The sequence below is a fragment of the Candidatus Accumulibacter aalborgensis genome, assembly GCF_900089955.1.
Taxonomy (GTDB): domain Bacteria; phylum Pseudomonadota; class Gammaproteobacteria; order Burkholderiales; family Rhodocyclaceae; genus Accumulibacter; species Accumulibacter aalborgensis.
In genome coordinates, this window is sequence record NZ_FLQX01000156.1 from 1 (window position 1) to 21,433 (window position 21,433).

23 protein-coding genes and 3 pseudogenes are annotated in these 21,433 nt (G+C 63.9%); 11 read left to right on the plus strand and 15 right to left on the minus strand.

All coding sequences use genetic code 11. The features are described from left to right. The first annotated feature begins 563 nt into the window (after window positions 1-563). Together ACCAA_RS19755 and ACCAA_RS22305 are read left to right on the plus strand one after the other, a co-directional pair. On the plus strand, window positions 564-821 hold the full coding sequence (locus ACCAA_RS19755) for a type II toxin-antitoxin system Phd/YefM family antitoxin (protein ID WP_186408962.1): 258 nt from the start codon (window positions 564-566) through the stop codon (window positions 819-821). A 45-nt stretch (window positions 822-866) separates the two neighbouring features. Continuing rightward, a pseudogene (locus tag ACCAA_RS22305) lies at window positions 867-974 on the plus strand (VapC toxin family PIN domain ribonuclease); the annotation flags it as partial. Window positions 975-1,108: 134 nt separating this feature from the next. Here the strand turns inward: ACCAA_RS22305 and ACCAA_RS19760 are convergent. Next, window positions 1,109-1,390, minus strand: a complete 282-nt coding sequence (locus tag ACCAA_RS19760; RefSeq protein ID WP_186408963.1) for a hypothetical protein — start codon at window positions 1,388-1,390, stop codon at window positions 1,109-1,111. 30 nt (window positions 1,391-1,420) lie between these two features. Here ACCAA_RS19760 and ACCAA_RS19765 point away from each other — a divergent pair, with 30 nt between their 5' ends. From ACCAA_RS19765 to ACCAA_RS19790, 6 genes are read left to right on the plus strand one after another with little or no spacing between them, the layout of a single operon-like run. Next, on the plus strand, window positions 1,421-1,675 hold the full coding sequence (locus tag ACCAA_RS19765; protein ID WP_186408964.1) for a PqqD family peptide modification chaperone: 255 nt from the start codon (window positions 1,421-1,423) through the stop codon (window positions 1,673-1,675). After that, window positions 1,672-2,784, plus strand: a complete 1,113-nt coding sequence (locus ACCAA_RS19770) for an ATP-grasp domain-containing protein (protein WP_245754697.1) — start codon at window positions 1,672-1,674, stop codon at window positions 2,782-2,784. Before ACCAA_RS19765 ends, ACCAA_RS19770 begins: the two co-directional genes overlap by 4 nt. Before the next feature lie 19 nt (window positions 2,785-2,803). After that, a complete protein-coding gene (locus tag ACCAA_RS19775) occupies window positions 2,804-4,216 on the plus strand; it encodes an alanine racemase (RefSeq protein ID WP_186408966.1) in 1,413 nt (470 codons plus the stop codon). A 1-nt stretch (window position 4,217) separates the two neighbouring features. Further along, window positions 4,218-6,377, plus strand: coding sequence for an urea transporter (locus ACCAA_RS19780; RefSeq protein ID WP_186408967.1), 2,160 nt, complete (start codon window positions 4,218-4,220; stop codon window positions 6,375-6,377). Further along, entirely contained in the window at window positions 6,374-7,933 is a 1,560-nt protein-coding gene (locus tag ACCAA_RS19785) for an ATP-binding protein (RefSeq protein ID WP_186408968.1), read from the plus strand. Before ACCAA_RS19780 ends, ACCAA_RS19785 begins: the two co-directional genes overlap by 4 nt. Next, complete coding sequence (locus ACCAA_RS19790; RefSeq protein WP_186408969.1) at window positions 7,930-8,616, plus strand: response regulator; 687 nt, start codon at window positions 7,930-7,932, stop codon at window positions 8,614-8,616. Before ACCAA_RS19785 ends, ACCAA_RS19790 begins: the two co-directional genes overlap by 4 nt. Here the strand turns inward: ACCAA_RS19790 and ACCAA_RS19795 are convergent. After that, a pseudogene (locus ACCAA_RS19795) lies at window positions 8,586-9,635 on the minus strand (sulfate adenylyltransferase subunit 1); the annotation flags it as partial. The gene ACCAA_RS19790 and the pseudogene ACCAA_RS19795 overlap by 31 nt on opposite strands. Between ACCAA_RS19795 and ACCAA_RS19800 the strand changes: the two are divergent. Further along, window positions 9,586-9,891 (plus strand): type II toxin-antitoxin system RelE/ParE family toxin, encoded by a 306-nt coding sequence (locus ACCAA_RS19800; protein WP_186408970.1) that lies wholly within the window; start codon window positions 9,586-9,588, stop codon window positions 9,889-9,891. The pseudogene ACCAA_RS19795 and the gene ACCAA_RS19800 sit on opposite strands and share 50 nt — an antisense overlap. Further along, window positions 9,888-10,169 (plus strand): helix-turn-helix domain-containing protein, encoded by a 282-nt coding sequence (locus tag ACCAA_RS19805; RefSeq protein WP_186408971.1) that lies wholly within the window; start codon window positions 9,888-9,890, stop codon window positions 10,167-10,169. The genes ACCAA_RS19800 and ACCAA_RS19805 overlap by 4 nt, the downstream gene beginning before the upstream one ends. Window positions 10,170-10,250: 81 nt before the next feature. On the opposite strand, the gene ACCAA_RS19810 is transcribed toward ACCAA_RS19805, so the two are convergent. From ACCAA_RS19810 to ACCAA_RS19870, 13 genes and pseudogenes are all read right to left on the minus strand, one after another. Further along, on the minus strand, window positions 10,251-10,451 hold the full coding sequence (locus ACCAA_RS19810) for a PP2C family protein-serine/threonine phosphatase (protein ID WP_186408972.1): 201 nt from the start codon (window positions 10,449-10,451) through the stop codon (window positions 10,251-10,253). 93 nt (window positions 10,452-10,544) lie between these two features. Beyond that, window positions 10,545-10,751, minus strand: a complete 207-nt coding sequence (locus ACCAA_RS19815) for a hypothetical protein (RefSeq protein ID WP_186408973.1) — start codon at window positions 10,749-10,751, stop codon at window positions 10,545-10,547. Window positions 10,752-10,767: 16 nt separating this feature from the next. Further along, window positions 10,768-11,478 (minus strand): hypothetical protein, encoded by a 711-nt coding sequence (locus tag ACCAA_RS19820; RefSeq protein WP_186408974.1) that lies wholly within the window; start codon window positions 11,476-11,478, stop codon window positions 10,768-10,770. Next, window positions 11,402-13,027, minus strand: coding sequence for a DEAD/DEAH box helicase (locus tag ACCAA_RS19825; RefSeq protein ID WP_186408975.1), 1,626 nt, complete (start codon window positions 13,025-13,027; stop codon window positions 11,402-11,404). The genes ACCAA_RS19820 and ACCAA_RS19825 overlap by 77 nt, the downstream gene beginning before the upstream one ends. Window positions 13,028-13,032: 5 nt before the next feature. After that, complete coding sequence (locus ACCAA_RS19830) at window positions 13,033-13,455, minus strand: PIN domain-containing protein (RefSeq protein WP_186408976.1); 423 nt, start codon at window positions 13,453-13,455, stop codon at window positions 13,033-13,035. Then, window positions 13,445-13,672 (minus strand): hypothetical protein, encoded by a 228-nt coding sequence (locus tag ACCAA_RS19835; protein ID WP_186408977.1) that lies wholly within the window; start codon window positions 13,670-13,672, stop codon window positions 13,445-13,447. The genes ACCAA_RS19830 and ACCAA_RS19835 overlap by 11 nt, the downstream gene beginning before the upstream one ends. A 211-nt stretch (window positions 13,673-13,883) precedes the next feature. Next, a pseudogene (locus ACCAA_RS19840) lies at window positions 13,884-14,213 on the minus strand (BREX system ATP-binding domain-containing protein); the annotation flags it as partial. Between the two features lie 79 nt (window positions 14,214-14,292). After that, window positions 14,293-15,582, minus strand: a complete 1,290-nt coding sequence (locus ACCAA_RS19845; protein ID WP_186408979.1) for a sulfate adenylyltransferase subunit 1 — start codon at window positions 15,580-15,582, stop codon at window positions 14,293-14,295. Beyond that, window positions 15,582-16,502, minus strand: a complete 921-nt coding sequence (gene cysD / locus ACCAA_RS19850; RefSeq protein ID WP_425394506.1) for a sulfate adenylyltransferase subunit CysD — start codon at window positions 16,500-16,502, stop codon at window positions 15,582-15,584. The genes ACCAA_RS19845 and cysD overlap by 1 nt, the downstream gene beginning before the upstream one ends. A gap of 28 nt (window positions 16,503-16,530) precedes the next feature. Then, window positions 16,531-17,256: a phosphoadenylyl-sulfate reductase gene (locus tag ACCAA_RS19855; protein WP_186408980.1), complete on the minus strand. Its 726-nt coding sequence runs from the start codon at window positions 17,254-17,256 to the stop codon at window positions 16,531-16,533. Then, on the minus strand, window positions 17,253-17,774 hold the full coding sequence (locus ACCAA_RS19860) for a DUF934 domain-containing protein (RefSeq protein ID WP_186408981.1): 522 nt from the start codon (window positions 17,772-17,774) through the stop codon (window positions 17,253-17,255). The genes ACCAA_RS19855 and ACCAA_RS19860 overlap by 4 nt, the downstream gene beginning before the upstream one ends. Then, window positions 17,767-19,476 carry a nitrite/sulfite reductase gene (locus ACCAA_RS19865; protein ID WP_186408982.1) on the minus strand — a complete coding sequence of 570 codons (1,710 nt, stop codon included), beginning with the start codon at window positions 19,474-19,476 and terminating at the stop codon, window positions 17,767-17,769. Before ACCAA_RS19865 ends, ACCAA_RS19860 begins: the two co-directional genes overlap by 8 nt. A gap of 55 nt (window positions 19,477-19,531) precedes the next feature. After that, window positions 19,532-20,314 (minus strand): sulfite exporter TauE/SafE family protein, encoded by a 783-nt coding sequence (locus tag ACCAA_RS19870; RefSeq protein WP_186408983.1) that lies wholly within the window; start codon window positions 20,312-20,314, stop codon window positions 19,532-19,534. 103 nt (window positions 20,315-20,417) lie between these two features. Here ACCAA_RS19870 and cysB point away from each other — a divergent pair, with 103 nt between their 5' ends. After that, entirely contained in the window at window positions 20,418-21,365 is a 948-nt protein-coding gene (cysB, locus tag ACCAA_RS19875; RefSeq protein ID WP_186408984.1) for an HTH-type transcriptional regulator CysB, read from the plus strand. Window positions 21,366-21,433 lie beyond the last annotated feature (68 nt).

Below are 21,433 nucleotides of genomic sequence, written 5' to 3' on the forward strand. Positions count from 1 at the left end.
GTCCTGCTGCGCCACCGTCACCACTTCCACTACCGGCGGCGGCGCCGCCGCCGGCTTCTCCTTCTCACAAGCTGCCGTGAACAGAAGCGCCACGCCGGCCAGACCCAGGGTGGCCCGCCGGACCGCTTGCGCTGCGGCGGAATACGATAATGAGATCAACGACATGACGGCTCCTGCTGGGGAAATCTGGAGTGGCTGGCTGCTGCGCTTTTCGGGAGCTTCCCGTCGACGGGAAGTCAGTGGTCGATGCCCCAGCGCGCTGTTGCCCGAGATGTTGTTGCGGACAGGGACCATTAGCCGGGTGACAGCGACCATCAAGGCCGCGAGTATGACGCAAGCCGGGCGTCGAATCCAGCCTTCGGGGTTCACGGGTCTCTTCAAGCATGGCGGTACCAGGCTCGGCAACGAAGCACCCGGGTCGATCGAGTGACGCAAACGCCCAGCCCAAATCCTGCTGAAACGATGGGCGCGATGCTCGCGCGCGCCGGAACAGAGGTAAAGAGGGCTCTATAGGGATTTTTATAGTAACGTTTCTAATTTATCCGGATGTACGAGAGCTTGCCATGACCATCACGACCCTTACAAGCCGCCAGTTCAACCAGGATTCCAGTAAGGCCAAAAAGGCAGCAAAGACTGGCCCGGTGTTCATCACGGATCGTGGCCGGCTGGCGCATGTGCTGCTATCCATTGAGGCGTACCAAGAGCTGACCAGCAGTGGGTCGGCCAGCATCATCGACATCTTGGCCATGCCCGGAATCGAGGACGTTGACTTCGAGCCACCGCGCGCGAGCATCTCTTGCCGGAAGGCGGACTTGTCCTGATGTTTGTCCTCGATACAAACGTCGTTTCCGAACTACGCAAGGCCCCTCATTGCAGCAACCGCTCTGGTGCATGGCATGACGGTCGTCACGCGCAACGTGGCTGACTTTGAACCGGCTGGGGTCCCGATCCTCAACCCATGGATCGCTCGCTGATGATCGACAGGCGCGATTGCCGTCGAGCGCGGCGGCGATGATCAGACTATCGCAGTAGCTGAGCTGATGGTGTTGGCGCAGCAAATTACCCGGCTGATGTACTCCAAGGCCAGAGCTTGGAATCAACGACACACCTATCGCTCATGTGCCTCATCTTGTGACAGCGGCTCGAATTCCACGACTACCAATGGGTTGGCACAAAGAGTGGAAATCGCATCATCGAAGGAGCCTATGGGATTCACAACAGGCTTCTCATCGAACATCACCACCAGGTCGCCCGCCAACTGCAAGCCGTCCTTCAGGCGGACGGCGGCGACGCCCACGTTCCAGAGCGTGAGCGGTCTCCGCAATTTCTCCCGGATTTCTCCCTCGCGCTTACCAGATCGCTTTCCATAATTGCGTCCATTGATGGCCACTACCGCCATCTCCAACCACAGGAGAATTCAATGGAAACACCCTTGCCAGGGTCTCGGCGACTCAGGGCTTTGGTCCTGAACGCGAACGGCTACACCTTCGACACCCGAACGGGCAGGAGTTACAGCGTCAATCCGCCCGGCCAGGTCGCGTTGCTGATCATGCAGGACGGGAAGTCGCGGATGGCGATGATCGATGCGCTGGTCGAGCTTTGCCAACAGCCGAGGGCCGTCGTCGAGGTGGGGGTCGACGATTTTCTCGACCAGCTGACGAGGTGCGTATCGTGATCCGCCATGCCGATCAGCCGCATTGGACTAGCTGGAACATCGCGCTCACCGGCATCAACGCCAAGCCCGACAACCCCGGCCCGGGCTGTGCCGTGGCGCGCTGCCTGCGGCAGGCGGAGGGCTTTCGCGGCCGCATCATCGGCCTCGCCTACGGGACGCTTGACGCCGGCCTCTATTTGCGGGAAAGCTGCGACAGCGGTCACTTGCTACCGTATCCGGCGACCGGCGCGGCGGCACTTCTCGAGAGACTCGACGAAATCCTGCAGCACGACCCGGTCGACGCTCTGCTGCCCTGTCTCGACGCCGAACTGCCCAACTTCATTGCCGTCGAAGACGAACTCAAGCGGCGTGGCATTCGCCTCGTGTTGCCGCAGCGGGCGCAATTGCGCCGCCGCGACAAGGATAGCCTGCCAGCGCTGTGCGCAGCGGCCGGCGTCGCCACGCCCGACGTGCAGTGCCTCGTCGACGAGCGATTCTTCGACCACTGCGGCGGCGACGGCTGGGACTACCCGCTACTGGTCAAAGGCGTTTTTTACGACGCTCATGTGGTGTATTCGGCGTCGGAAGCACGCCAGCGTTACCGGCAGCTGGTCGCCACCTGGGGCTACCCGGTGCTGGTCCAGAAGTTCGTTCTTGGTGAGGAAGTCAACCTGACGGCGCTTGGCGATGGCAGTGGCGCGATGATCGGCGAAGTGATGATGAAGAAACAGGCACTCACCGACAAGGGCAAGGCCTGGGCCGGTGTCACCATCGACGACCCGGACCTGCACGCAGCCGGACGGCGCTTGTTCGACGCCCTCAAGTGGCGCGGGCCGCTCGAAATCGAGATGCTTCGCGACCAGGCCGGCACCCTGCAGCTGATCGAGATCAATCCGCGCTTTCCGGCCTGGATCTATCTCGCGCACGGTGTTGGCCGCAATCTGCCGGCTGCGCTGCTGGCCTTGATGAACGGCGTCAAACCGTCGCAGCTCAACCTGGCGCTGCCGTGTCCGGGCACCAGCTTTATCCGCCATGCGCAGGAAACGATCGTCGCCCTTGATGAAATCGCCACCCTCGCGATGAGTGGCAGCACGGCGTGTCCGCACGTGCTCGCCAGCCGCGCCGCCTGAACCCCGCAAGGAGAAAAGAATGACCAAAATGACCTGGCAAGCCCCCCGCATAGAGTCCATGACGTTGCCATCGCTGAACAAGTTTGGCCGGCGCCGGCTGGCTGCCGACGCGCAGTCGGCAATCGACGGCGTGTCGGTTGAAACGCTGGTCGAGCGCTACGGCTCGCCACTCTACGTCACCTCTGAGTCGCGTCTGCGCGCCAACATCCGGCGTATCACGCAGGCCTTTTCCAGTCGTTACCCGAAGGTGATTCATGGCTGGTCTTACAAGACCAACTACAACGGTGCCGTCTGTTCGATCCTCCACCAGGAAGGCTCGTGGGCCGAAGTGGTGTCGCGCTTCGAGTACGAAAAGGCGCGCGCGCTTGGCGTGCCGGGCGACCGCATCGTGTTCAACGGCCCGAACAAGCCGCGTCCGATTCTCGAGCGGGCCATCGCTGAAGGCGCCTTGATTCACGTCGATCACGCAGACGAGCTGGCATTGATCGAAGCTATCGCCGAAGAACGCCGCGAGCGCGTCCCGGTGACGCTGCGTCTCAATTTCAAGACCGGTTACAGCGAGCCCTGGAGTCGCTTCGGCTTCAATCTTGAGTCTGGCGCGGCGCGCGCGGCAATCAAGCGGGTAAAGGGCAGCCGGCACTTGCGCCTCAACGGCCTGCATAGCCACATCGGCACCTTCATCCTTGACCCGCGCGCCTACGCCGCCGCAGCGAGCACGCTCTGCATGCTGGCCCGCGAGATCGAGGCCGACGGCACGCGCCTGAGCTACATCGATATTGGCGGTGGCCTGCCGTCCAATAACGCCCTGCAGGGCATCTATCTGCCGCCCGAGCAATCCACGCCGGACCTCGATGAATATGCCGAGGCGATCTGCAGGGCCTTCCTGGACGGAACGGCGTATCGACTCGAGAACGGCGAAGAACGTCCGGCGCTGGTTTTTGAGAGCGGCAGGGCGGTGATCGACGACGCGCAGAGCTTGATCACCTCGGTGGTCGGCCGCAAGGAAACCGCCGACGGTCGCCCGGCTGCCATCCTCGACGCCGGTCTGAACGCCCTGTTTACGGCGCTGTGGTACGACCACCCGGTGCGACTCGCTTCGCCGGCGCGCGGCGAGCTGCGCGACACCGTGCTTTACGGCCCGCTGTGCATGAACATCGATGTGCTGCGGCACTCGGTACAACTGCCGCCACTGGCCGTCGGCGATCGTTTGGTGATCGCGCCGGTCGGCGCCTACAACACCACCCAGTCGATGCAGTTCATCGAATACCGTCCGGCTGTGGTGCTGATCCACGGTGACCGCGAGGTGAGCCTGATCCGTGCGGCGGAGGACCTCGAGGTGGTCTGTGCCCAGGAACGGCTGCCGGCGCACCTGGCGCCAGCAGCGCGGCAAACGGCAGCACCTGTCCCCGCCCTGCGCGTGGCTGGAGGATGAGATGAAGGTCCTGATCGACGGCCTGCACAGCTTGCTCGACGCTTATGGCGCGCTGTTCCTGGCGCGACAGCGCGTGGTGGGTGCCCTGCTCCTGGCGGCCACGCTGTGCGATCCGGCAACGGGTCTCTGTGGCCTCCTGGCGGGCGTCAGCGCACTGCTGACGCGCGCTTTGCTGCGTTTGCCGGGCCTGCCTGGCGAGGCCGAGATCCTCAACGCCATTTACGCCGGTCTGGCCCTCGGCGCGTTCTACGGCGGCCCGCCGCGGACTCTTGCGCTGGCCGCATTTGGCGGCCTGTTGGCCGTGCCGCTGGCGACCGCGCTGCGCCAGATGCTCGCCGGCCCGTTCGGCGCGCGCGGTTTGCCACTGCTCGGCGCACCATTTTTGTGCACCGCCTGGACGCTGCTCGCGGTGGCCAAGACCATCGCCTTGCCGCTGCGCACGCTGTGGCCCGCCTGGCCGGTCTTTCCCGACTGGCTGCCGGCGGCCAGCGCAACGGCCCTGTCGCATGTCGGTGCACTGTTCTTTGTGGCGCATCCGCTGGCCGGCCTGCTGGTCCTCGCTGCCGTACTCCTGGCCTCGCCGCTCCTGGCCCTGCTGGCCATCGCTGGCGGCTTGTTGGCCAGCGGCCTGCTGTCGGTGGCCAGCAGCACGCCGCTGTCGGGCCTGGCCTTGCTGGGAGTTTTCAACGGCGCTCTGGTGGCGATCTTTGTCGGCGGCACGCTGGCCGTGCCAAGCAGACGGACCCTGCTGCTTGCGGCCGGTGCCGTGCTGGTCGCCAGCGCGCTGTCGGCCGGTATGTTCGCGCTGTCAATGCCGCTCGGCGTGCCGCCCTTGTCGGCGCCGTTCGTGCTCACCGTTTGGCTGGCCAGCGCGGCCTTGCGAGCCGAGAGCAGCACGTTCTGGTCACGATTCTGGCTGCCAGTGCCGGCGTCTCCCGAGGACAGCATGGTCAACGCCCGTCTGGCCAGCGCGCGCGGGCTGGCCAGCGGCAGCGTTGCTCTGCTGCCACCGTACGCGGGCCGCATGGTGGTATCGCAGGCGGTCGATGGTCCGCATACGCATCGCGGCGAATGGCGCTATGCCCTCGATTTCGTTCGTCTCGTCGACGACCAGAGCTATCGCCGCGACGGTGCCAGATTGAACGATTTCCATGCTTTCGACCAGCCGGTGTTGTCGCCGGCCGACGGCTATGTCGTGGCGTGTCGCGGTGATATTGCCGACAACCGGCCGGGTGAAATGAATCTGGTCGAGAACTGGGGGAACCACGTCCTGATCGACATCGGTGCTGGTCTCTATGTGTTGCTGGCGCATCTGCGTCGCGGCAGTATCAAGGTCGAGCCGGGACAGCGCGTCGCGCCGGGTGCGCTGCTCGGTCGCTGCGGTAATTCCGGCCGCTCGGCACAGCCGCACCTGCACTTGCACGTCCAGCGCGGGCCCCGGTTGGGTTCGCCAACGGTGCCGTTTCATCTCGCACACTGCCTGATCGACGGCCGCGAATACGCGCTCGACGGCCACCCGCAGGAGGGTCAGTCGGTCGAGGCGGTGCTTAATGCCCCGTCGATAGCGGCGGCCTGTGCCCCCAGGGCAGGCCGCGAATGGTTGTTCGGGGAGCAGGCGAGCGAGTGGCGGCTGGCCGCCGAAGTCGGTTTGCTGGGTGAAACCAGCCTGGTCTCTTCCAGCGGTGGCCGCGTCCAGGCCAGCAGCGCGCGCAGCCTGCTGGCTCTGCATGAGCGGCGGGGTTCGCCGGACCGGCTGCTCGATGCCTTCGTCCTGGCTTTCGGGATGACACCCTTTGCCGCGCAAGGGCTGCACTGGTGCGACGCGCCGGACGCGTCGCTGTTGCCACTGCCGCTAGCGCTGCGGCTGGCGCGGCGCTTGCGCCATCCGTTTGGTGGCAATCTCGAGAGCGAGTGCGAACGCAGCTGGGACCCTGCTCGCCGCCTCTGGTGTCAGCGTTCGTGTCACCGGCTAACGACTGCTCTTGGCGAGGTCGAAAGCGAGAGTATCGGCTGGCTGTCCGAAGCGCGCGGCCCGGTGGCGTTCTCACTGGTCGTGGACGGCCAGACGATCGTAGACGCTGCGCTTGTCGGCTATGGCAATCGTGGCGATCATGGCGTTCCGGCCTGGTCGGCCGCCTACCCGCAAACATCGACGTCATGATCCGCCTGACCATTCAACGCAAGGTCTTCCTCGCCAGCTTCGCTCTGGCGACGAGTATGGCCGTGCTCCTCACTCTGGTCATGCGCTGGAATCTCGGCGACGGCTTCGAGCGCTACACGAGTGCCGCCGAGTTGGCGGGCCTCGACGGCGTGGTCAGCAATATCGAGGCCGAATACGCCAGGCACGGCAACTGGGACTTCGTGCGCGCGGCACCCGAGCAGAGCTGGCGGCGCCTGTCGCGTCCGAGTTCGGGGAACGCTCCGGAGCGTCACTTGCCGGAGCGTGCGGGTGGCTTTTCGCCCGGCTTGCCGCCGCCGCCGTTCGGGCAAGGGCCAGGCGCCACCCGTCCGCCCTGGGATGGGCGCCCGCTACCGCCCGACGTTGAAAGGCGGCCAGCGGGCGAAGCAAACGCCGCTGCGACGCCGCCGCAAGGCTCGCCCGGCAGGCCGCCGCCGGGCGACATCCTGCGCATTGGCCAGCGTCTTGCGCTGCTTGACGCCGACGGCCAGTGGCTGGCGGGTAAGGCACAGGCGAGCGGCGTCGGTGCCGCAACGCCGATTGCCTACCAGGGCAAGGTCGTCGGTAAGCTGACCCTGCAGGCTGTGCCATCGTCGGGACGCGCGCTCGATGCGGCCTTCCTGGCTAGCCAGACCGAGAACATGCTCTTCGCCGGATTGGCCGCGCTGGGTTTCTCACTGCTCGCCGCGTGGCTGCTGGCGCGTCATCTGCTGGCGCCGATTGGTGATCTGGAACGTGCGGCGCGGCAGATCGCCGACGGCTCGCTGGATGCGCGCATTGACGTGCGCAACGAAGACGAGCTCGGCCAGTTGGCCGCCAGTTTCAATGCCATGGCTGTGCGACTGGGCCGCGTCGAGGAATCACGCCGCGCCTGGATCGCCGAGAGCTCGCACGAATTGCGGACGCCTCTGGCCGTCCTGCGCGCCGAGATCGAGGCGATGCAGGACGGCGTGCGCCGGCCCGACGCGGCGACGCTGGTGCGGTTGCACAAGCAGGTACAGCAGCTCGCGAAGCTGGTCGACGATCTCCGCCTGACCCTCGATCGCGAAGCCGGCGGCAGCGAAATGGAGCAGCGTCTGCTGATGCCGGTGGCGATACTCGAAGAAACCGTCGCCGCGTTTCGCGAGCGCTACCTTGATGCCAATATCCGGCTTGACACCGCGCGCCTGGTCGACCTGGGCTGGTGGGTGCGGGGCGACGCCGGACGCCTGACACAGGTATTCACCAATCTGCTCGAGAACAGCTTGCGCTATACCGACGCCGGTGGCCAGTTGGCGATTGCCGCGCAAGCCTGCAAGCAACAGCTCCTGCTGGACTTCGACGACACCGCGCCAGGGCCACCACCAGCCGCGCTGCCGCGACTGTTCGAGCGCTTTTTTCGCGCCGAGGCCTCGCGCAGCCGGGCCTTCGGCGGTTCCGGCCTCGGCCTGTCGATTTGCAAGACGCTGGTCGAGGCGCACGGCGGCCGGATCAGCGCGACGCCAGCGAAGCTTGGCGGCCTGCACATTTGCGTCGAATTACCCCTGGAGATAGCATGAGCAAAAAGATTCTGATCGTCGAGGACGAGGTCGACCTTGCCCAGATTCTCGCCGAATACCTGCAGCGCGACGGTTTCGCAACGACCACCCTGGCCGACGGCCTGGCGGCCATGGCGGTTCTTCGACGAACGCCGCCCGACCTGCTGTTGCTCGACTTGATGCTGCCCGGGATGGACGGTATTTCGATTCTGCGCGAGTTGCGCAAAACCTCGGACTTGCCAGTGATCATGGTCACGGCACGGGTCGACGAAATCGACCGCCTGCTCGGCCTCGAACTCGGCGCCGACGACTACGTCTGCAAACCCTACTCGCCACGCGAAGTGGTGGCCCGCGTAAAGACCGTGCTGCGTCGCACGCAGTCGAGCGCGGGCGTCACCGTCAGCCCGAAAATTGGCGGTGCGGCGCTGGAAATCGACGCTGATGCCTTACAGGCGCGCGTCGCCGGCAAGAGCCTCGAACTCACGCCAAAGGAATTCCGGCTGCTGCGGGCGCTGGCCGGCAAACCGGGGCGGGTCTTCTCGCGTGCGCAACTGCTCGACGCGCTCTACGACGACCATCTCGATGTCTCGGAACGCGCCATCGACAGTCACCTGAAGAACCTTCGCAAGAAACTTGTCCAGGCTTTCCCCGGTGAGGACCCGATCCGTTCGATCTACGGCGTCGGCTTTGCCTTCGAGTCGTGACATCGGCGCCTAGCCGGAGCAGGCGACCGACACGAGATGAATGCCATGAAAATCAGCAAGACGCTCGTCGCCTCGAGGCGATTCATTGCTTCGCCACGAACGAGATTGCGGAAGAAGGTCTTGCCGGAACCGTATTCGCCAATCACCAGGCGAAAGGCCGTGCCGCCGTCGGCAATACGGTCAAGATCCTGGTCAAGAATCGGTTGGGCCAGTTTGAAGCTGACCCGCGTGATGTCGTTCATCACCAGCTTCTCGGCGGACTGCTGCTCCAGGGTGTTGATGTCGACGCGGAAGGCGATGCCGGCGAGCATCGCCTTGCTGTCGCGCGTCGTGTGGCGCAGCAGGTATTTGCGGCGCGGGTCGAGCGGCGACTCGGAACGCCAGCACAGCATGGCGTCGATCTGTTTGGCGACCTTGGGCAGTTCGCCGGATTCGACGCGGCCCATGAAGCCGCGATAGTCGTGCAGCTCGGGGTTGGCGGAATCCTGCGGCCGGCACACGTATTGCACCGGGAAACGGAATTTCTCGGCGTGTTCGGAATGGATCGCCGGGACGGTTTCGAGGATTTCGAATAGCGTCGGACCCTCGTACCAGTCGAGATGCTCGCCGCGGTCGACGATCATGTCGCCGTTCAGCGCCGACAAGGGGATGAAGCGCACGTCGGCGATTCCCAGGCCAGCGGCGAAAGCCAGGTAGTCGGCCTTGATGCGGGCAAAGGTCTCCGGCGCGTAGTCGACCAGGTCCATCTTGTTCACCGCGACGACGATGTGGCCAATGCCGACCAGGTGGGCCAGGTAGGAGTGGCGGCGGGTCTGCGTCAGCACGCCTTTGCGGGCGTCGATCAGGATGATCGCCAGGTCGGCGGTCGACGCGGCGGTGACCATGTTGCGGGTATATTGCTCGTGGCCCGGCGCGTCGGCGATGACGTACTTGCGCGTGCCGGTGGTGAAGTAGCGGTACGCGACTTCGATGGTGATTCCCTGCTCGCGCTCGGCCTGCAGCCCGTCGGTCAGGCACGATGCGGGCTACCAACTGGACAAGGTGCAGCGCGGTGAGCAGCCTGACGATTTCAAGCCCATGCCTACCATCGGCAAGGGCGTCGAGGAAATCCGGATGTGGGACGACACCGGCACCTACCGCGTGATCTACACGGCCAGGCTGGCCGATGCGGTCTACGTGCTGCACGCTTTCCAGAAGAAAACGCAGACGACGGCCAAGCGCGACGTCGAACTGGCCAAGAGACGATTCACCGAATTGATGAAAGGTGCCCAGTGACCAAGCCCGAGACTTTCAGCAGCGTGTGGGATGCGATTGCCGACACACCCCAGCAGGCCGCCAACCTTCAGGCTCGCGCTGAACTGATGCGGCAGATCGCAGCCATCATCAAGGACAACGACTGGAAGCAGGCCGACGCTGCAACCCATTGCGGCGTCACTCAGCCGCGCATCAATGATCTGTTGCGCGGGCGCGTGTCGCGGTTCTCCCTCGATGCTCTGGTGAACATCGCCACGGCGCTGGGCCGGCGAGTGCGTGTGGGTTTGGAAGTAGCGTAAGCAGGTGCTGGCTATGCCGGCGACCTGCCAAGCAAAACGCAGGGTGTCCAGGCCCAGCAATTCACCTTCGCGCGAAACCCATCACCTTGTGTTCCGCCCATGGTGCTCGTACACCACCACGGAAATGTTGTCGTGCCCGCCGGAATGGTTTGCGCGGTCGACCAACTGTGTCGCGATCTGGCGCATCGAGCCATAGCCGCCCATCACCTCGGCAATCTCCTGATCGGAGAGCATCTCCCAGAGTCCGTCCGAGCACAGGAGCACGCGGTCGCCTGAAGTCAATGGGCAGAGTCATCTCCGGAGCGAATCCGACCGCCATTCCGATGGCTCGCAGCACCTCGTTCTTGTCGGGATGCGTGCGTGCATCATCCCGCTTCAACACGCCGACTGCGACCAAGTCGGCCACCATTGAGTGATCGTTTGTGAGCGAGCAGTTGCGGCCCGGTCCACAAATAGCCGCGCCGCTCGCCACTCGTACAGCCCGTAGTTGTAGATCGCCTCGATATGTCGCGTGTCGGTCTGCCGCGCCACCTGCCAGGCCTGCTCGGCAAGCTCCGGCTTACCCCGTTCGAGATACGACAAGGCCCGGTTGCTCAGCCTAGAACCTCTGGTGATGACACGAGAGCCCTTCGACACGCCCGCTACGCGGGCTGCTCAGGGCGAACGGAAGCTCACCCGTTGGGTGAGCCACATGGACGCGCGAGGCCAAGTCACGGGCTGCAGCCAGGTTCAATCGTCTTGACGCAAAGCTGTCGAAGAACAGGCGGTCGGGCAGCGCCCAGTCCCACTTCTCGGGCGTACCGATTTCCTGCCGTTGGAGAATATCCGCCGGATCGGGCAGCGGCGCAGTGGCGATTGCCGCCAGGGTATCGCCGACCTCGGCCTCCGTGGTGCTGCCTATTCGCAGGCAAATGCCCATGTTTTCAGCCGGCAACCCACGCGCTCGCAACAGGCAAGCCAGCGCATCCTGCGTGGCGTCGCCTCGCCAGGCAAACAGATACACGGTCCGTCCTTCCGCGATCAGGTGCCTCGCGTCCAGCCCCAGGTCAGCGCAGTGATGGCGCGCTGCGGCGAGCATCTTGCAAGCAGTGGCATCGAGCCATTCCGGGTAATCGCTTCCGAGCACCAGGGCCTGCATTTCATCGCGCACACGATCATGGATCGGCATGCCGGAGCCGCCCGTTCTGGGCAGTTTGCCTGTGCTGGCCGCAATCAGTTCCACGCGCAGCTTGTCATGATCGATCGCGGCAATCTGCCAACGTCGCCCGGCAAAAATCAGCGCGTCGCCGATGCCATGGGCGCGTTTCAAAGGCAGCGTGCCCAATTCCTTGCCAGCGGTGCAGCAGGCGGTATTCGCGACTGTCCTGAAAGGCGGCGAAGAAGGTGTAGTGATTCACCCGCCTCTCGCCTACGCGACCGTGCAGGAGGACGCGATTGCCATCGTGCATGACCAGCTCGTTCGCCGCCAGGTTGCGCAGCAGTTCGATGAAATCGGCTTCGCCAATGTCGCGAAACGGTCCACCCAGACAGAGGATCCGATAAGCCTCTGCCGCGATCACACCACACCGCTCGCCGATCAGACTGAGGATCTGTTGCACGAGGGTGGAGTAATGCAGCGAGTTGGCAGGCGGAGGCTCGTACCATCTGGCCAGAAACAGCCGGGTCACCGCGATGGACTGCAACAGATCCGCGTGCAGCCCCGTCACCAGGCCGGAATCGGTAGCCGGTTCTTCGGTCACGCAATACTGCCAGAGTTCTGCCACTTCGCCGTCCCGCCTTCCCGCCCGTCCAACGCGCTGACAGAGGCTGGCGACCGTTTCCGGAGCACCGATCTGTACCACACCGCGAATGGCACCAATGTCGATACCCATTTCGAGGGTGCCGGTGCAAATAGCGCTGACCGGTAGACTGCCGCGTTTGAGTTCAAATTCGGTGCTTTCACGTTCCGCTTTTCCCAGGCGGCCGTGGTGCGGGAAGAAGGTCACCGGCAAGCCGGCCGCTTCGCAATGGCGCCGCAGAGCATCGGCGTAGAACTCGACCCTGCCCGTGCTGTTGGGAAAGATCAGGTAATTGGCGTTGCGCAGGCGCTTGAACAAGGCCGCCGCAATGTGGGTGTGGGCCGCGTCATCGCTATCGCTGTCGTCGGCTGGCTGCATCACCGCTTTCACCAGCAGCCGCAGCGATTTTGTTTCCGCTGCGCTGACAATCAGACGAACATCGTTTCCTTCGCCCAGCCGGAGAAAATCCGCTGCCATCGCCATGTTACCCAGGGTAGCCGACAGTCCGACCCGCTGTACCCGTCGCGCCAGGGCGGCCTCCAGGCGATGCAGCAGCGATTGCAACTGGCGGCCGCGTTCGCAGCCGATGAAGGCATGCAACTCGTCGACCACCACCGCTTCCAGCATACCGAACAAATGCCGCAACTCGGCGCCACGATGAAAGAGCAGGGACTCCAGCGACTCTGGCGTGATCAGAACCACGCCACGGGGCGCAGCGACAAAGCGTTTACGTGGAGTTTCTCTGATGTCGCCATGCCAGGGACAGACGGGGATCTCCAGCCGCTCGCAAAGCAGGCTCAGGCGCTCGTGCTGATCGTTGATAAGCGCCTTCATCGGTGCCACATAGAGCACGACGCCGTCGCCACCGCCCTGCCAGAGCCTGGTGAGAAGGGGCAGAAAAGCGGCCTCCGTCTTGCCGGAGGCGGTGGCGGCGGCAATCACCACATCGACCCGGCCCTCCAGGATCGGCGCCACGGCTTGCGCCTGCGCGGGTCGCAACTCCGACCAGCCCTGTTCCCACAACCAGCGCTGCAGCGGTGGGGCAAGGCGATCGAAGCTGGCGTGCTCCAGCGCTGTCATGAGGGTCAGCCTGCCTTGAACGGATTGACGATCGTCAGGCACTCGTCAATGACCAGGCCATGGTGCAGGTCTTCGGAGTACAAGGTGGCGCAGTCACCTTCGAGCGCTGCGGCGACGATCAGGCTATCCCAGAAGCTGAACTGATGGCGTTGTCGCAGCAAGTGCGCCCTCTGGTGCAATCCAAGGTGAGGCCCAACGACATGGCAGCGCCTATAGAAACTCTCCACGATCGGAAGAAGCCTGTCCTCGCTCAGTTTTCCCTTGCGCAACAAATTGACGGAAACCTCAGCCACGACTTGCTCGCTGATCGTCCGTGGCACTGGTGCGTCGACCAGGCTTCGCGCTTGTTCGTGGCGCTTCTCCTCACCCGGACGAAGCACCAGTGCGTACAACCAGACGTTGGAATCAACGAAACACCTATCGCTCATGCGCCTCGTCCCGTGAAAGCGGCTGGAAGTCAGCGATTACCAACGGGTTGGCACAAAGGTTGGAAATCGCATCAGCGCAGTGGCCTGTCGAGTTCCCAGCAGAATTTTCCTCGAACATCACCACCACCCGAACCGGCATTCCGGAAGCCAGCAAGGAAGGCTCCGGTAGTGGAATTGCCGCGTTTTGAACAACCGAATCAAATTCAATCGCTTGCATAATCTTCTCCGAAAAACGGTGCTAATTCAGACGATAATTGAGATGGAACTTGTCGTATTCAAACATCTTTCCATGTCGAAATCACTTGAGTTAGCACGTCATAAGCGATAGTGATTTCATCATCATTCTCTTCAAGGGCGAGTTCGCCGGTAAGGTTGAGCGCTCGCTCGTTGAGTTCGGCGATGACGGCATTGGGAAGCAGGTCGAGGGGAAGCTCGGCGTAAAGGCTGCGGGCTTTGCCAGCGGAGGCCTGCAAGCGTCGATCGGGGCTGAGGTCGGCGTGGGCAACCACCAGTTGGCGATTCATTGCTTCGCCACGCACAAGATTGAGGAAGAACGTTTTACCCGAACCGTATTCGCCAATCACCAGGCGAAAGGCCGTGCCGCCATCGGCAATACGGTCAAGATCCTGGTCGAGAGCAGCAATCTCAGCGTCGCGGCCGACCTGGATGTGCCGGGCGCCCAGCCGGGGTGTCACTCCCGCGCGCAGGGATTGAATCAGCGCGTCGCGTTCGCGGGCACGGAGAGCAGGACTGAGCATGGCAGATGGGCAGGTTTATCCTTGATCGTGGGCGTATCTTACGCCTCTGGCGAATGGTGCTGCCCTGAAAAACAAGCTCTCAGACGATCATGCCGGCGCCGACGGTGTTGTTCGATGACTCGTCGATGACAATGAAAGCGCCGGTGCCGCGGCTCTCCGCGTAGGGATCGGCAAAGATCGGTTGCGCCAGTTTGAGGCTCACCCGCGCGATGTCGTTCATCATTAGCTTCTCGGCGGACTGATGCTCCAGGGTGTTGATGTCGACGCGGAAGGCGATGCCGGCGAGCATCGCCTTGCTGTCGCGCGTCGTGTGGCGTAGCAGGTACTTGCGGCGCGGGTCGAGCGGCGACTCGGAAAGCCAGCACAGCATGGCGTCGATCTGTTTGGTGACCTTGGGCAGTTCGCCGGTCTTGACGATCATGTCGCCGCGCGAGATGTCGATCTCGTCTTCGAGCAGGAGGGTCACCGATTGCTCGGCAACGGTGCGCGGCAACGACTGGCCGAGAATCTGGATGTCCCTGACGCGCGTTTCACGCCCGGAAGGCAGCACGGTCACCGCATCGCCGATCGCCAGTTCGCCCGACTCGACGCGGCCCATGAAGCCGCGATAGTCGTGCAGCTCGGGGTTGGCGGAATCCTGCGGCCGGCACACGTATTGCACCGGGAAACGGAATTTCTCGGCGTGTTCGGAATGGATCGCCGGGACGGTTTCGAGGATTTCGAACAGCGTTGGGCCATCGTACCAGTCGAGATGCTCGCCGCGGTCGACGATCATGTCGCCGTTCAGCGCCGACATGGGGATGAAGCGCACGTCGGCGATTCCCAGGCCAGCGGCGAAAGCCAGGTAGTCGGCCTTGATGCGGGCAAAGGTCTCCGGCGCGTAGTCGACCAGGTCCATCTTGTTCACGGCGACGACGATGTGGCCAATGCCGACCAGGTGGGCCAGGTAGGAGTGGCGGCGGGTCTGCGTCAGCACGCCTTTGCGGGCGTCGATCAGGATGATCGCCAGGTCGGCGGTCGACGCGGCGGTGACCATGTTGCGCGTGTATTGTTCGTGGCCGGGCGCGTCGGCGATGATGTACTTGCGCGTGCCGGTGGTGAAGTAGCGGTACGCAACGTCGATGGTGATTCCTTGCTCGCGCTCGGCCTGCAGCCCGTCGGTCAGCAGCGACAGGTCGACGACGTCGAGCCCGCGTTTGGCCGAGGTGCGCTGCATGGCGTGCAGCGTGTCGGCGAGAATCGTCTTGCTGTCGAAGAGCAGGCGACCAATCAGCGTGCTCTTGCCGTCATCGACGCTGCCACAGGTCAGGAAGCGCAGCAGGCCGTTGTCGGGAATCGCTTCGCTGGGGAGTTTTTCAATGGCGGACATCAGAAATAGCCTTCCTTCTTGCGTTGTTCCATCGACGCGTCCGAGGTCTGGTCGTCGAGGCGGGTGGCGCCGCGCTCGGTGATCGTCGTGATTGCCGTTTCGGCAATGATCGCCGCCACGCTGTTGGCGTCGGATTCGACCGGCGCAGTGCAGGTGATGTCGCCGACGGTGCGAAAGCGGACCATCAGATCCTCGATCGCATCATTGGCTCTGGCCGGGGTGACTTCAGTGACCGGCAGCAGACCACCGCTGCGGCGAACGATCGGCCGGCGATGGGCGAAGTAGATCGACGGCAGGGCCAGGTGCTCGCGTTCGATGTACTGCCAGACGTCGATCTCGGTCCAGTTGGAGATCGGGAAGACGCGAATGTTCTCGCCCTTGAAGCTGCGCGCGTTGTACAGGTCCCAAAGCTCGGGTCGCTGGTTTTTCGGGTCCCACTGGCCGAATTCGTCGCGGAACGAGAAGATGCGTTCTTTGGCGCGTGCCTTCTCCTCATCGCGGCGGGCGCCACCGATGCAGGCATCGAAACCGAACTCATCGATCGCTTCGAGCAGCGTCACCGACTGGTGCTTGTTGCGTGGTTCATCAGGCGACTTGAGCACCACCGTGCCGCGCGCCATCGAATCCTCGAGCGAGCGAACGATCAGTCGCTCGCCGAGTTCGGCTGCCCGCTGGTCGCGGAAGTCGGTGACCTCGCGGTAGTTGTGGCCGGTGTCGATGTGCAACAGCGGAAAGGGGAAGCGGCCTGGACGGAAGGCCTTTTCAGCGATGCGCAGCATGCAGATCGAGTCCTTGCCGCCGGAGAAAAGGAGGACCGGATGGCTGCACTGGCCGGCGACCTCGCGCATGATGTGGATGGCTTCGGATTCCAGCCAGTCGAGATGGGAGAGGGTGACCCTGGGGAGCGTGGCAATACTCATGGTTGACCTGTATCGGTGACTCGGGATTTCAGGCGCGCTTGACGTGCAAGCCGCATTCCTTCGATTGTGGATTTTCCCACCACCAGCGGCCGGCGCGGACATCTTCTCCGGGCGTGATCGGCCGCGTGCACGGCGCGCAGCCGATGCTCGGGTAGAACTTGTCGTGCAGCGCGTTGTACGGCACCTGGTTCTGGTTGAGGTAGGCCCATACTTCGCGTTCGCTCCAGTCGGCGAGCGGGTTGAACTTTTCCAGTCCACCGTTGGCGACGTCGACGCTGCGCATCGGCAGACCGTCGCGGGTTGCCGCCTGGCTTGCGCGCAGGCCGGTGATCCACGCTTTGCGGCCAGCCAGCGCGCGTTGCAGCGGCTCGACCTTGCGCACGAAGCAGCAGCCCTTGCGCTGCTCGACCGACTCGTAAAAGCCGTTGATGCCGTTTTCGCTGGTCCAGGTCTCGACCAGATCGTGGCGCGGGAAGTAGAGGCGCAGCGCCAGGCCGTAGTGCTTCTTCACTTCGGCGATCAGGTCATACGTTTCGAGCGGCAGGCGCCCGGTGTCGAGCGAGAAGATCTCGATGGCGAGCTGGTCGCGATGGATCAGATCGGTGAGCACCATGTCTTCGGCACCGAGGCTGCTGGCAAAAGCCGCCGGCGAGAAATCGTCGGCGATGGCACGCAACAGCGTGCGCGCGGCGGCAACGCGGGCGGCAAGGCCGTCGAGCAGGGCCGGGTCGTCGAGCTTGAGCCGCGCGTTCATGCCGGCTCCTGGGCGACGCGGCGCATGAAGAGCGGCTGCGTCTGGTCGGCTGCCGCCTGGTAGGTTTCGCTGAAGACGTGCAAGCCAGCCAGCGCTTTGTCGATGTCCTTGTCGGCACGCAGCGCATAGGCGTCGATGCCGCAACGGCGCATGTAGAAGAGCTGATCGTGCAGAACGTCGCCCAGCGCGCGAATCTCGCCCTGGTAGCCGTAGCGCTCACGCAGCAGGCGGGCGCTGGAGTAGCTGCGGCCGTCGGTAAACTTCGGGAAGTTGACGCCGATCACGGCGAAACGGTCGACGTCGCCGGCCAACGCTTCGGGCCCCTCATCGCTGTCGAGCCAGACGCCGAGCGGCCGCTGGCCGGCGATCAGTTCGGCGCGGCGCGCCAGCCAGATGGAGAGCGGCAGGAGCACCAGCCCGTCCGGCAGGGCGACCGCTTCCGGCGCCTCGCCATCGGCCGGAGTGAGGACCTGCCAGTCGTCCTCGACGATGCTTTCGTTCTTGATGATTCTAGGCATTGACCAGTTCCCTTTCGCTGCTGTCAATCTTGGCCGCGCGCCGGCGGTCGCGGCCGATGTACGCTCTGGCCTTGAACGGTTCCATGCCGATGCGCTGCCAGGTGTCGATGAAGCGCTCGCTGGCGCTGCGGTTTTCGAGATAGACGTCGATCAGCGCGGCGATGACCAGCGGCACTTCCTGCGCGTAGAACGACGGGCCGATCACCTTGCCGATCGCCGCCGCGTTGCCTTGCTGGCCGCCGACGGTGATCTGATACCACTCTTCGTTGTTCTTGTCGACGCCGAGGATGCCGATGTTGGCCACATGATGGTGGCCGCAGGAATTCATGCAGCCGGAAATGTTGAGCGAAATGTCGCCGATATCGTGGAGGTAGTCGAGGTCGTCGAACTTCTGCTGCACCGCGTCGGCAATCGGAATCGAACGCGCATTGGCCAGCGAGCAGAGATCGCCGCCGGGGCAGCAGATCATGTCGGTCAGCAGACCGATGTTCGCCGTCGCCAGCCGGTGGCTGCGAGCGATCTGCCAGACTTCATACAGGTCGCTCTGTCTGACGTCGGCGAGCACCACGTTCTGCTCGTGGCTGACGCGCAACTCGCCAAAACTGAAACGATCGGCGAGGTCGGCAACGGCGACCATCTGCGTATCGGTGATGTCGCCGGGAGCGACTCCCGGCGCTTTCAGCGACAGGGTGACGGCGGCGTAGCCGGGCGTCTTGTGGGCCTGGACGCAACGCTTGACCCAGTTGGCAAAGGCCTTGTCGGTCGTCAGCCGGGCTGCATGGGCCGGGTCTGCCGCGGGCAAGGTCTCCCAGGCGGGCGGCGTGAAATGGGCCGCGATGCGCTCGAACTCGGCGTCGCTCACCGTCGTCGGGCCGTCCTCCAGGTGCGCCCACTCGTCCTCGACCTGGCGGGTGAATTCCTCGACACCCAGCGCCTGGAGGAGGATCTTGATGCGTGCCTTGTACATGTTGTCGCGGCGGCCGTAGCGGTTGTACACGCGCAGGATGGCGTCGAGGTAGGAGAGCAGATGGCGGCGCGGCAGGAAGTCGCGAATCGGCTTGCCGAGGATAGGCGTCCGTCCGAGACCACCACCGACAAAGACGCGGAAACCGATCTCGCCGCTGTCGTCGATGCGCAGATCGAGGCCGATATCGTGCGCCCGAATCACCGCGCGATCAGCGGCGGCGGCATTGACGGCGATCTTGAACTTGCGCGGCAGGAAAGCGAATTCTGGATGGAAAGTCGACCATTGGCGCATCAGTTCGCAGTACGGGCGCGGGTCGGCCCGCTCGTCGGGCGCACAGCCGGCGAAGTGGTCGGTGGTGATGTTGCGCACACAATTGCCCGAGGTCTGCACGGCATGCATCTCGACGCTCGCCAGTTCAGCCAGGATATCCGGCGTTTCTTCGAACTGTGGCCAGTTGAGCTGCATGTTCTGGCGCGTCGTGAAGTGCCCGAAGCTGCGGTCGTAGCGGCGCGAGATTTCGGCCAGCTTGCGCAGTTGCGTGCTGGCGAGCATGCCGTAGGGGATGGCGATGCGCAGCATCGGGCCGTGACGCTGGATGTAGAGGCCGTTCTGCAGGCGAAGCGGGCGCAACTCGTCGGTCGACAGTTCGCCGGCCAGATGACGGGCGATCTGGTCGCGATACTGGGCGACGCGCTCGTCGATGATTTGTTGGTCAGTGCTGTCGTAGCGATACATTGCTCGCTCCTTTCATGAATGAGTCTCTGGCCGCGCTCAGGCGGTACCCGTGCGACTACTGGGCAATCAGTTTGCCGCCGATCAACAGCAGCATGCCAGCCAGCGCCGGGCGGAGGAAACGCTCCGGGATCCTTGCCGAGGCGTGGCTGCCAAGCCAGATGCCGGGCAGGGAGCCGACCAGCAGGCTGCCGAGCAGCGACCAATCGACGCTGCCGATCAGCCAGTGGCCGAGGCCGGCAATCAGCGTCAGCGGAACGGCGTGCGCCACATCGCTGCCGATGATGCGGATCGCCGGTAGCCGGGGATAGAGGTAGAACAGCACGGCGACGCCGAGCGCGCCGGCACCCACCGAAGAAATGGACACCAGAACGCCGAGCAGGGCACCGACAGCCACCGTGATCGGCGCCCGCAACTGCGTGTGCGCAGTGTCTTCGGCGTGCGCCAGCGCCTGCTGTTGCAGTTTCTGCCGAAAGATGATCGCAGCCGCGGTGAGCAGCAGGGCGATACCGAGCGAGAACGAAATGACGTGCGAGACGGCGGCGCTCTGCTTGGGCAGGAACGACAGCGCCCAGATGGTCAATGCCGCTGCCGGAATGCTGCCGCTGGCCAACAGACGGGTGATGCGCCAGTCGACGTGGCCCTTGCGGCCATGGACGATGGTGCCGCCGGCTTTGGTGATCGCCGCATAGAGCAGGTCGGTACCCACTGCCGTCGCCGGGTGGATGCCGAAAAGCAGCACCAGCAACGGCGTCATCAGCGAACCGCCACCGACACCGGTGAGTCCGACGATAGCGCCGACGACAAAACCCGACAGGGTGTACATCCAGTTCCAGTCCATGACCCGCCACCGCAAGAAAGTACGCACATCGTAGCAGCGCACTTATTGATGGAAAAAGAATATTAAGTTAGATTATTATAACCAATGGCAATTTGGAGCAGCAATGAAACTCCAGCAACTGCGCTACCTCGTCGAAGTGGCGCGTCACGGCCTCAACGTGTCGGCAGCAGCGGAGGCGCTATTCACCTCGCAACCGGGGATTTCCAAGCAGATCGGCTTGCTCGAAGACGAACTTGGCGTGATGGTCTTCGAGCGTAGCGGCAAGCGCTTGACGGCGATCACCGAGCCGGGCAAGGCAGTTCTGGAAATCGCCGAGCGTATCCTGCGCGATGCCGAGAACATTCGGCGCGTCGGCGAGGAGTACGCCGGCGGTGATTCCGGTAGTCTGGTCATCGCCACGACGCATACGCAGGCGCGCTACGCGCTGCCGGCAGTGGTCAAGAGCTTTGTCGAGCGCCATCCCAGGGTCAGGCTGTCATTACACCAGGGGAATCCGACACAGATCGCCGAGTGGACGCTGAAAGGCGAGGCCAACGTCGCCATCGCTACCGAAGCGCTCGACCAGTATCCGCAACTGGTGATGCTCCCTTGTTACCAGTGGGTGCACTGCGTGATCGCTCCCGAAGGGCATCCGATTGTCGGCGACAAGCCCTTGTCGCTGGCCGCTCTCGCGCGCTGGCCCTTGATCACCTATGACTCGGCTTTTACCGGTCGCTCGCGGATCAACAAGGCCTTCGAACTGGCGCAACTGACGCCCAACGTGGTGCTCACCGCGATCGACGCCGACGTCATCAAGACCTACGTCAGCCTGGGGCTGGGGCTCGGCATTATCGCGCGCATGGCTTTCGATGCGGTGCGCGACGTCGGGCTGCAGGCGATGGCCGCAGAACATCTGTTCGGATCGAACACGACGCGCATCGGCTTGCGCCGTGGCACGCACATTCGGCGCTACGAATACGACTTCATCGAACTGTTCGCCCCGCATCTGAACCGCAAGGCGGTGGACATGGCGATGGCTGGCGCCCGGCCCGATGACGAGTATCAACTCTGAGCAGCGACTTCCGGCAACGGTCGGCGATGGTGGTTCCGGTGGTCGTATTCCGCTAGTATCCGTCTTCC

What these genes read in the sequence shown, in the direction of transcription:
- ACCAA_RS19775 (WP_186408966.1), top strand. Translation starts at nt 2,804, where the DNA reads ATGACCAAAATGACCTGGCAAGCCCCCCGCATAGAGTCCATGACGTTG.
- ACCAA_RS19870 (WP_186408983.1), bottom strand. Translation starts at nt 20,314, where the DNA reads ATGGACTGGAACTGGATGTACACCCTGTCGGGTTTTGTCGTCGGCGCT.
- ACCAA_RS19860 (WP_186408981.1), bottom strand. Translation starts at nt 17,774, where the DNA reads ATGCCTAGAATCATCAAGAACGAAAGCATCGTCGAGGACGACTGGCAG.
- ACCAA_RS19830 (WP_186408976.1), bottom strand. Translation starts at nt 13,455, where the DNA reads ATGAGCGATAGGTGTTTCGTTGATTCCAACGTCTGGTTGTACGCACTG.
- ACCAA_RS19845 (WP_186408979.1), bottom strand. Translation starts at nt 15,582, where the DNA reads ATGTCCGCCATTGAAAAACTCCCCAGCGAAGCGATTCCCGACAACGGC.
- ACCAA_RS19800 (WP_186408970.1), top strand. Translation starts at nt 9,586, where the DNA reads ATGGTGATTCCCTGCTCGCGCTCGGCCTGCAGCCCGTCGGTCAGGCAC.
- ACCAA_RS19825 (WP_186408975.1), bottom strand. Translation starts at nt 13,027, where the DNA reads ATGACAGCGCTGGAGCACGCCAGCTTCGATCGCCTTGCCCCACCGCTG.
- ACCAA_RS19835 (WP_186408977.1), bottom strand. Translation starts at nt 13,672, where the DNA reads ATGCAAGCGATTGAATTTGATTCGGTTGTTCAAAACGCGGCAATTCCA.
- ACCAA_RS19765 (WP_186408964.1), top strand. Translation starts at nt 1,421, where the DNA reads ATGGAAACACCCTTGCCAGGGTCTCGGCGACTCAGGGCTTTGGTCCTG.
- ACCAA_RS19865 (WP_186408982.1), bottom strand. Translation starts at nt 19,476, where the DNA reads ATGTATCGCTACGACAGCACTGACCAACAAATCATCGACGAGCGCGTC.
- ACCAA_RS19855 (WP_186408980.1), bottom strand. Translation starts at nt 17,256, where the DNA reads ATGAACGCGCGGCTCAAGCTCGACGACCCGGCCCTGCTCGACGGCCTT.
- ACCAA_RS19755 (WP_186408962.1), top strand. Translation starts at nt 564, where the DNA reads ATGACCATCACGACCCTTACAAGCCGCCAGTTCAACCAGGATTCCAGT.
- cysD (WP_425394506.1), bottom strand. Translation starts at nt 16,502, where the DNA reads ATGAGTATTGCCACGCTCCCCAGGGTCACCCTCTCCCATCTCGACTGG.
- cysB (WP_186408984.1), top strand. Translation starts at nt 20,418, where the DNA reads ATGAAACTCCAGCAACTGCGCTACCTCGTCGAAGTGGCGCGTCACGGC.
- ACCAA_RS19780 (WP_186408967.1), top strand. Translation starts at nt 4,218, where the DNA reads ATGAAGGTCCTGATCGACGGCCTGCACAGCTTGCTCGACGCTTATGGC.
- ACCAA_RS19785 (WP_186408968.1), top strand. Translation starts at nt 6,374, where the DNA reads ATGATCCGCCTGACCATTCAACGCAAGGTCTTCCTCGCCAGCTTCGCT.
- ACCAA_RS19790 (WP_186408969.1), top strand. Translation starts at nt 7,930, where the DNA reads ATGAGCAAAAAGATTCTGATCGTCGAGGACGAGGTCGACCTTGCCCAG.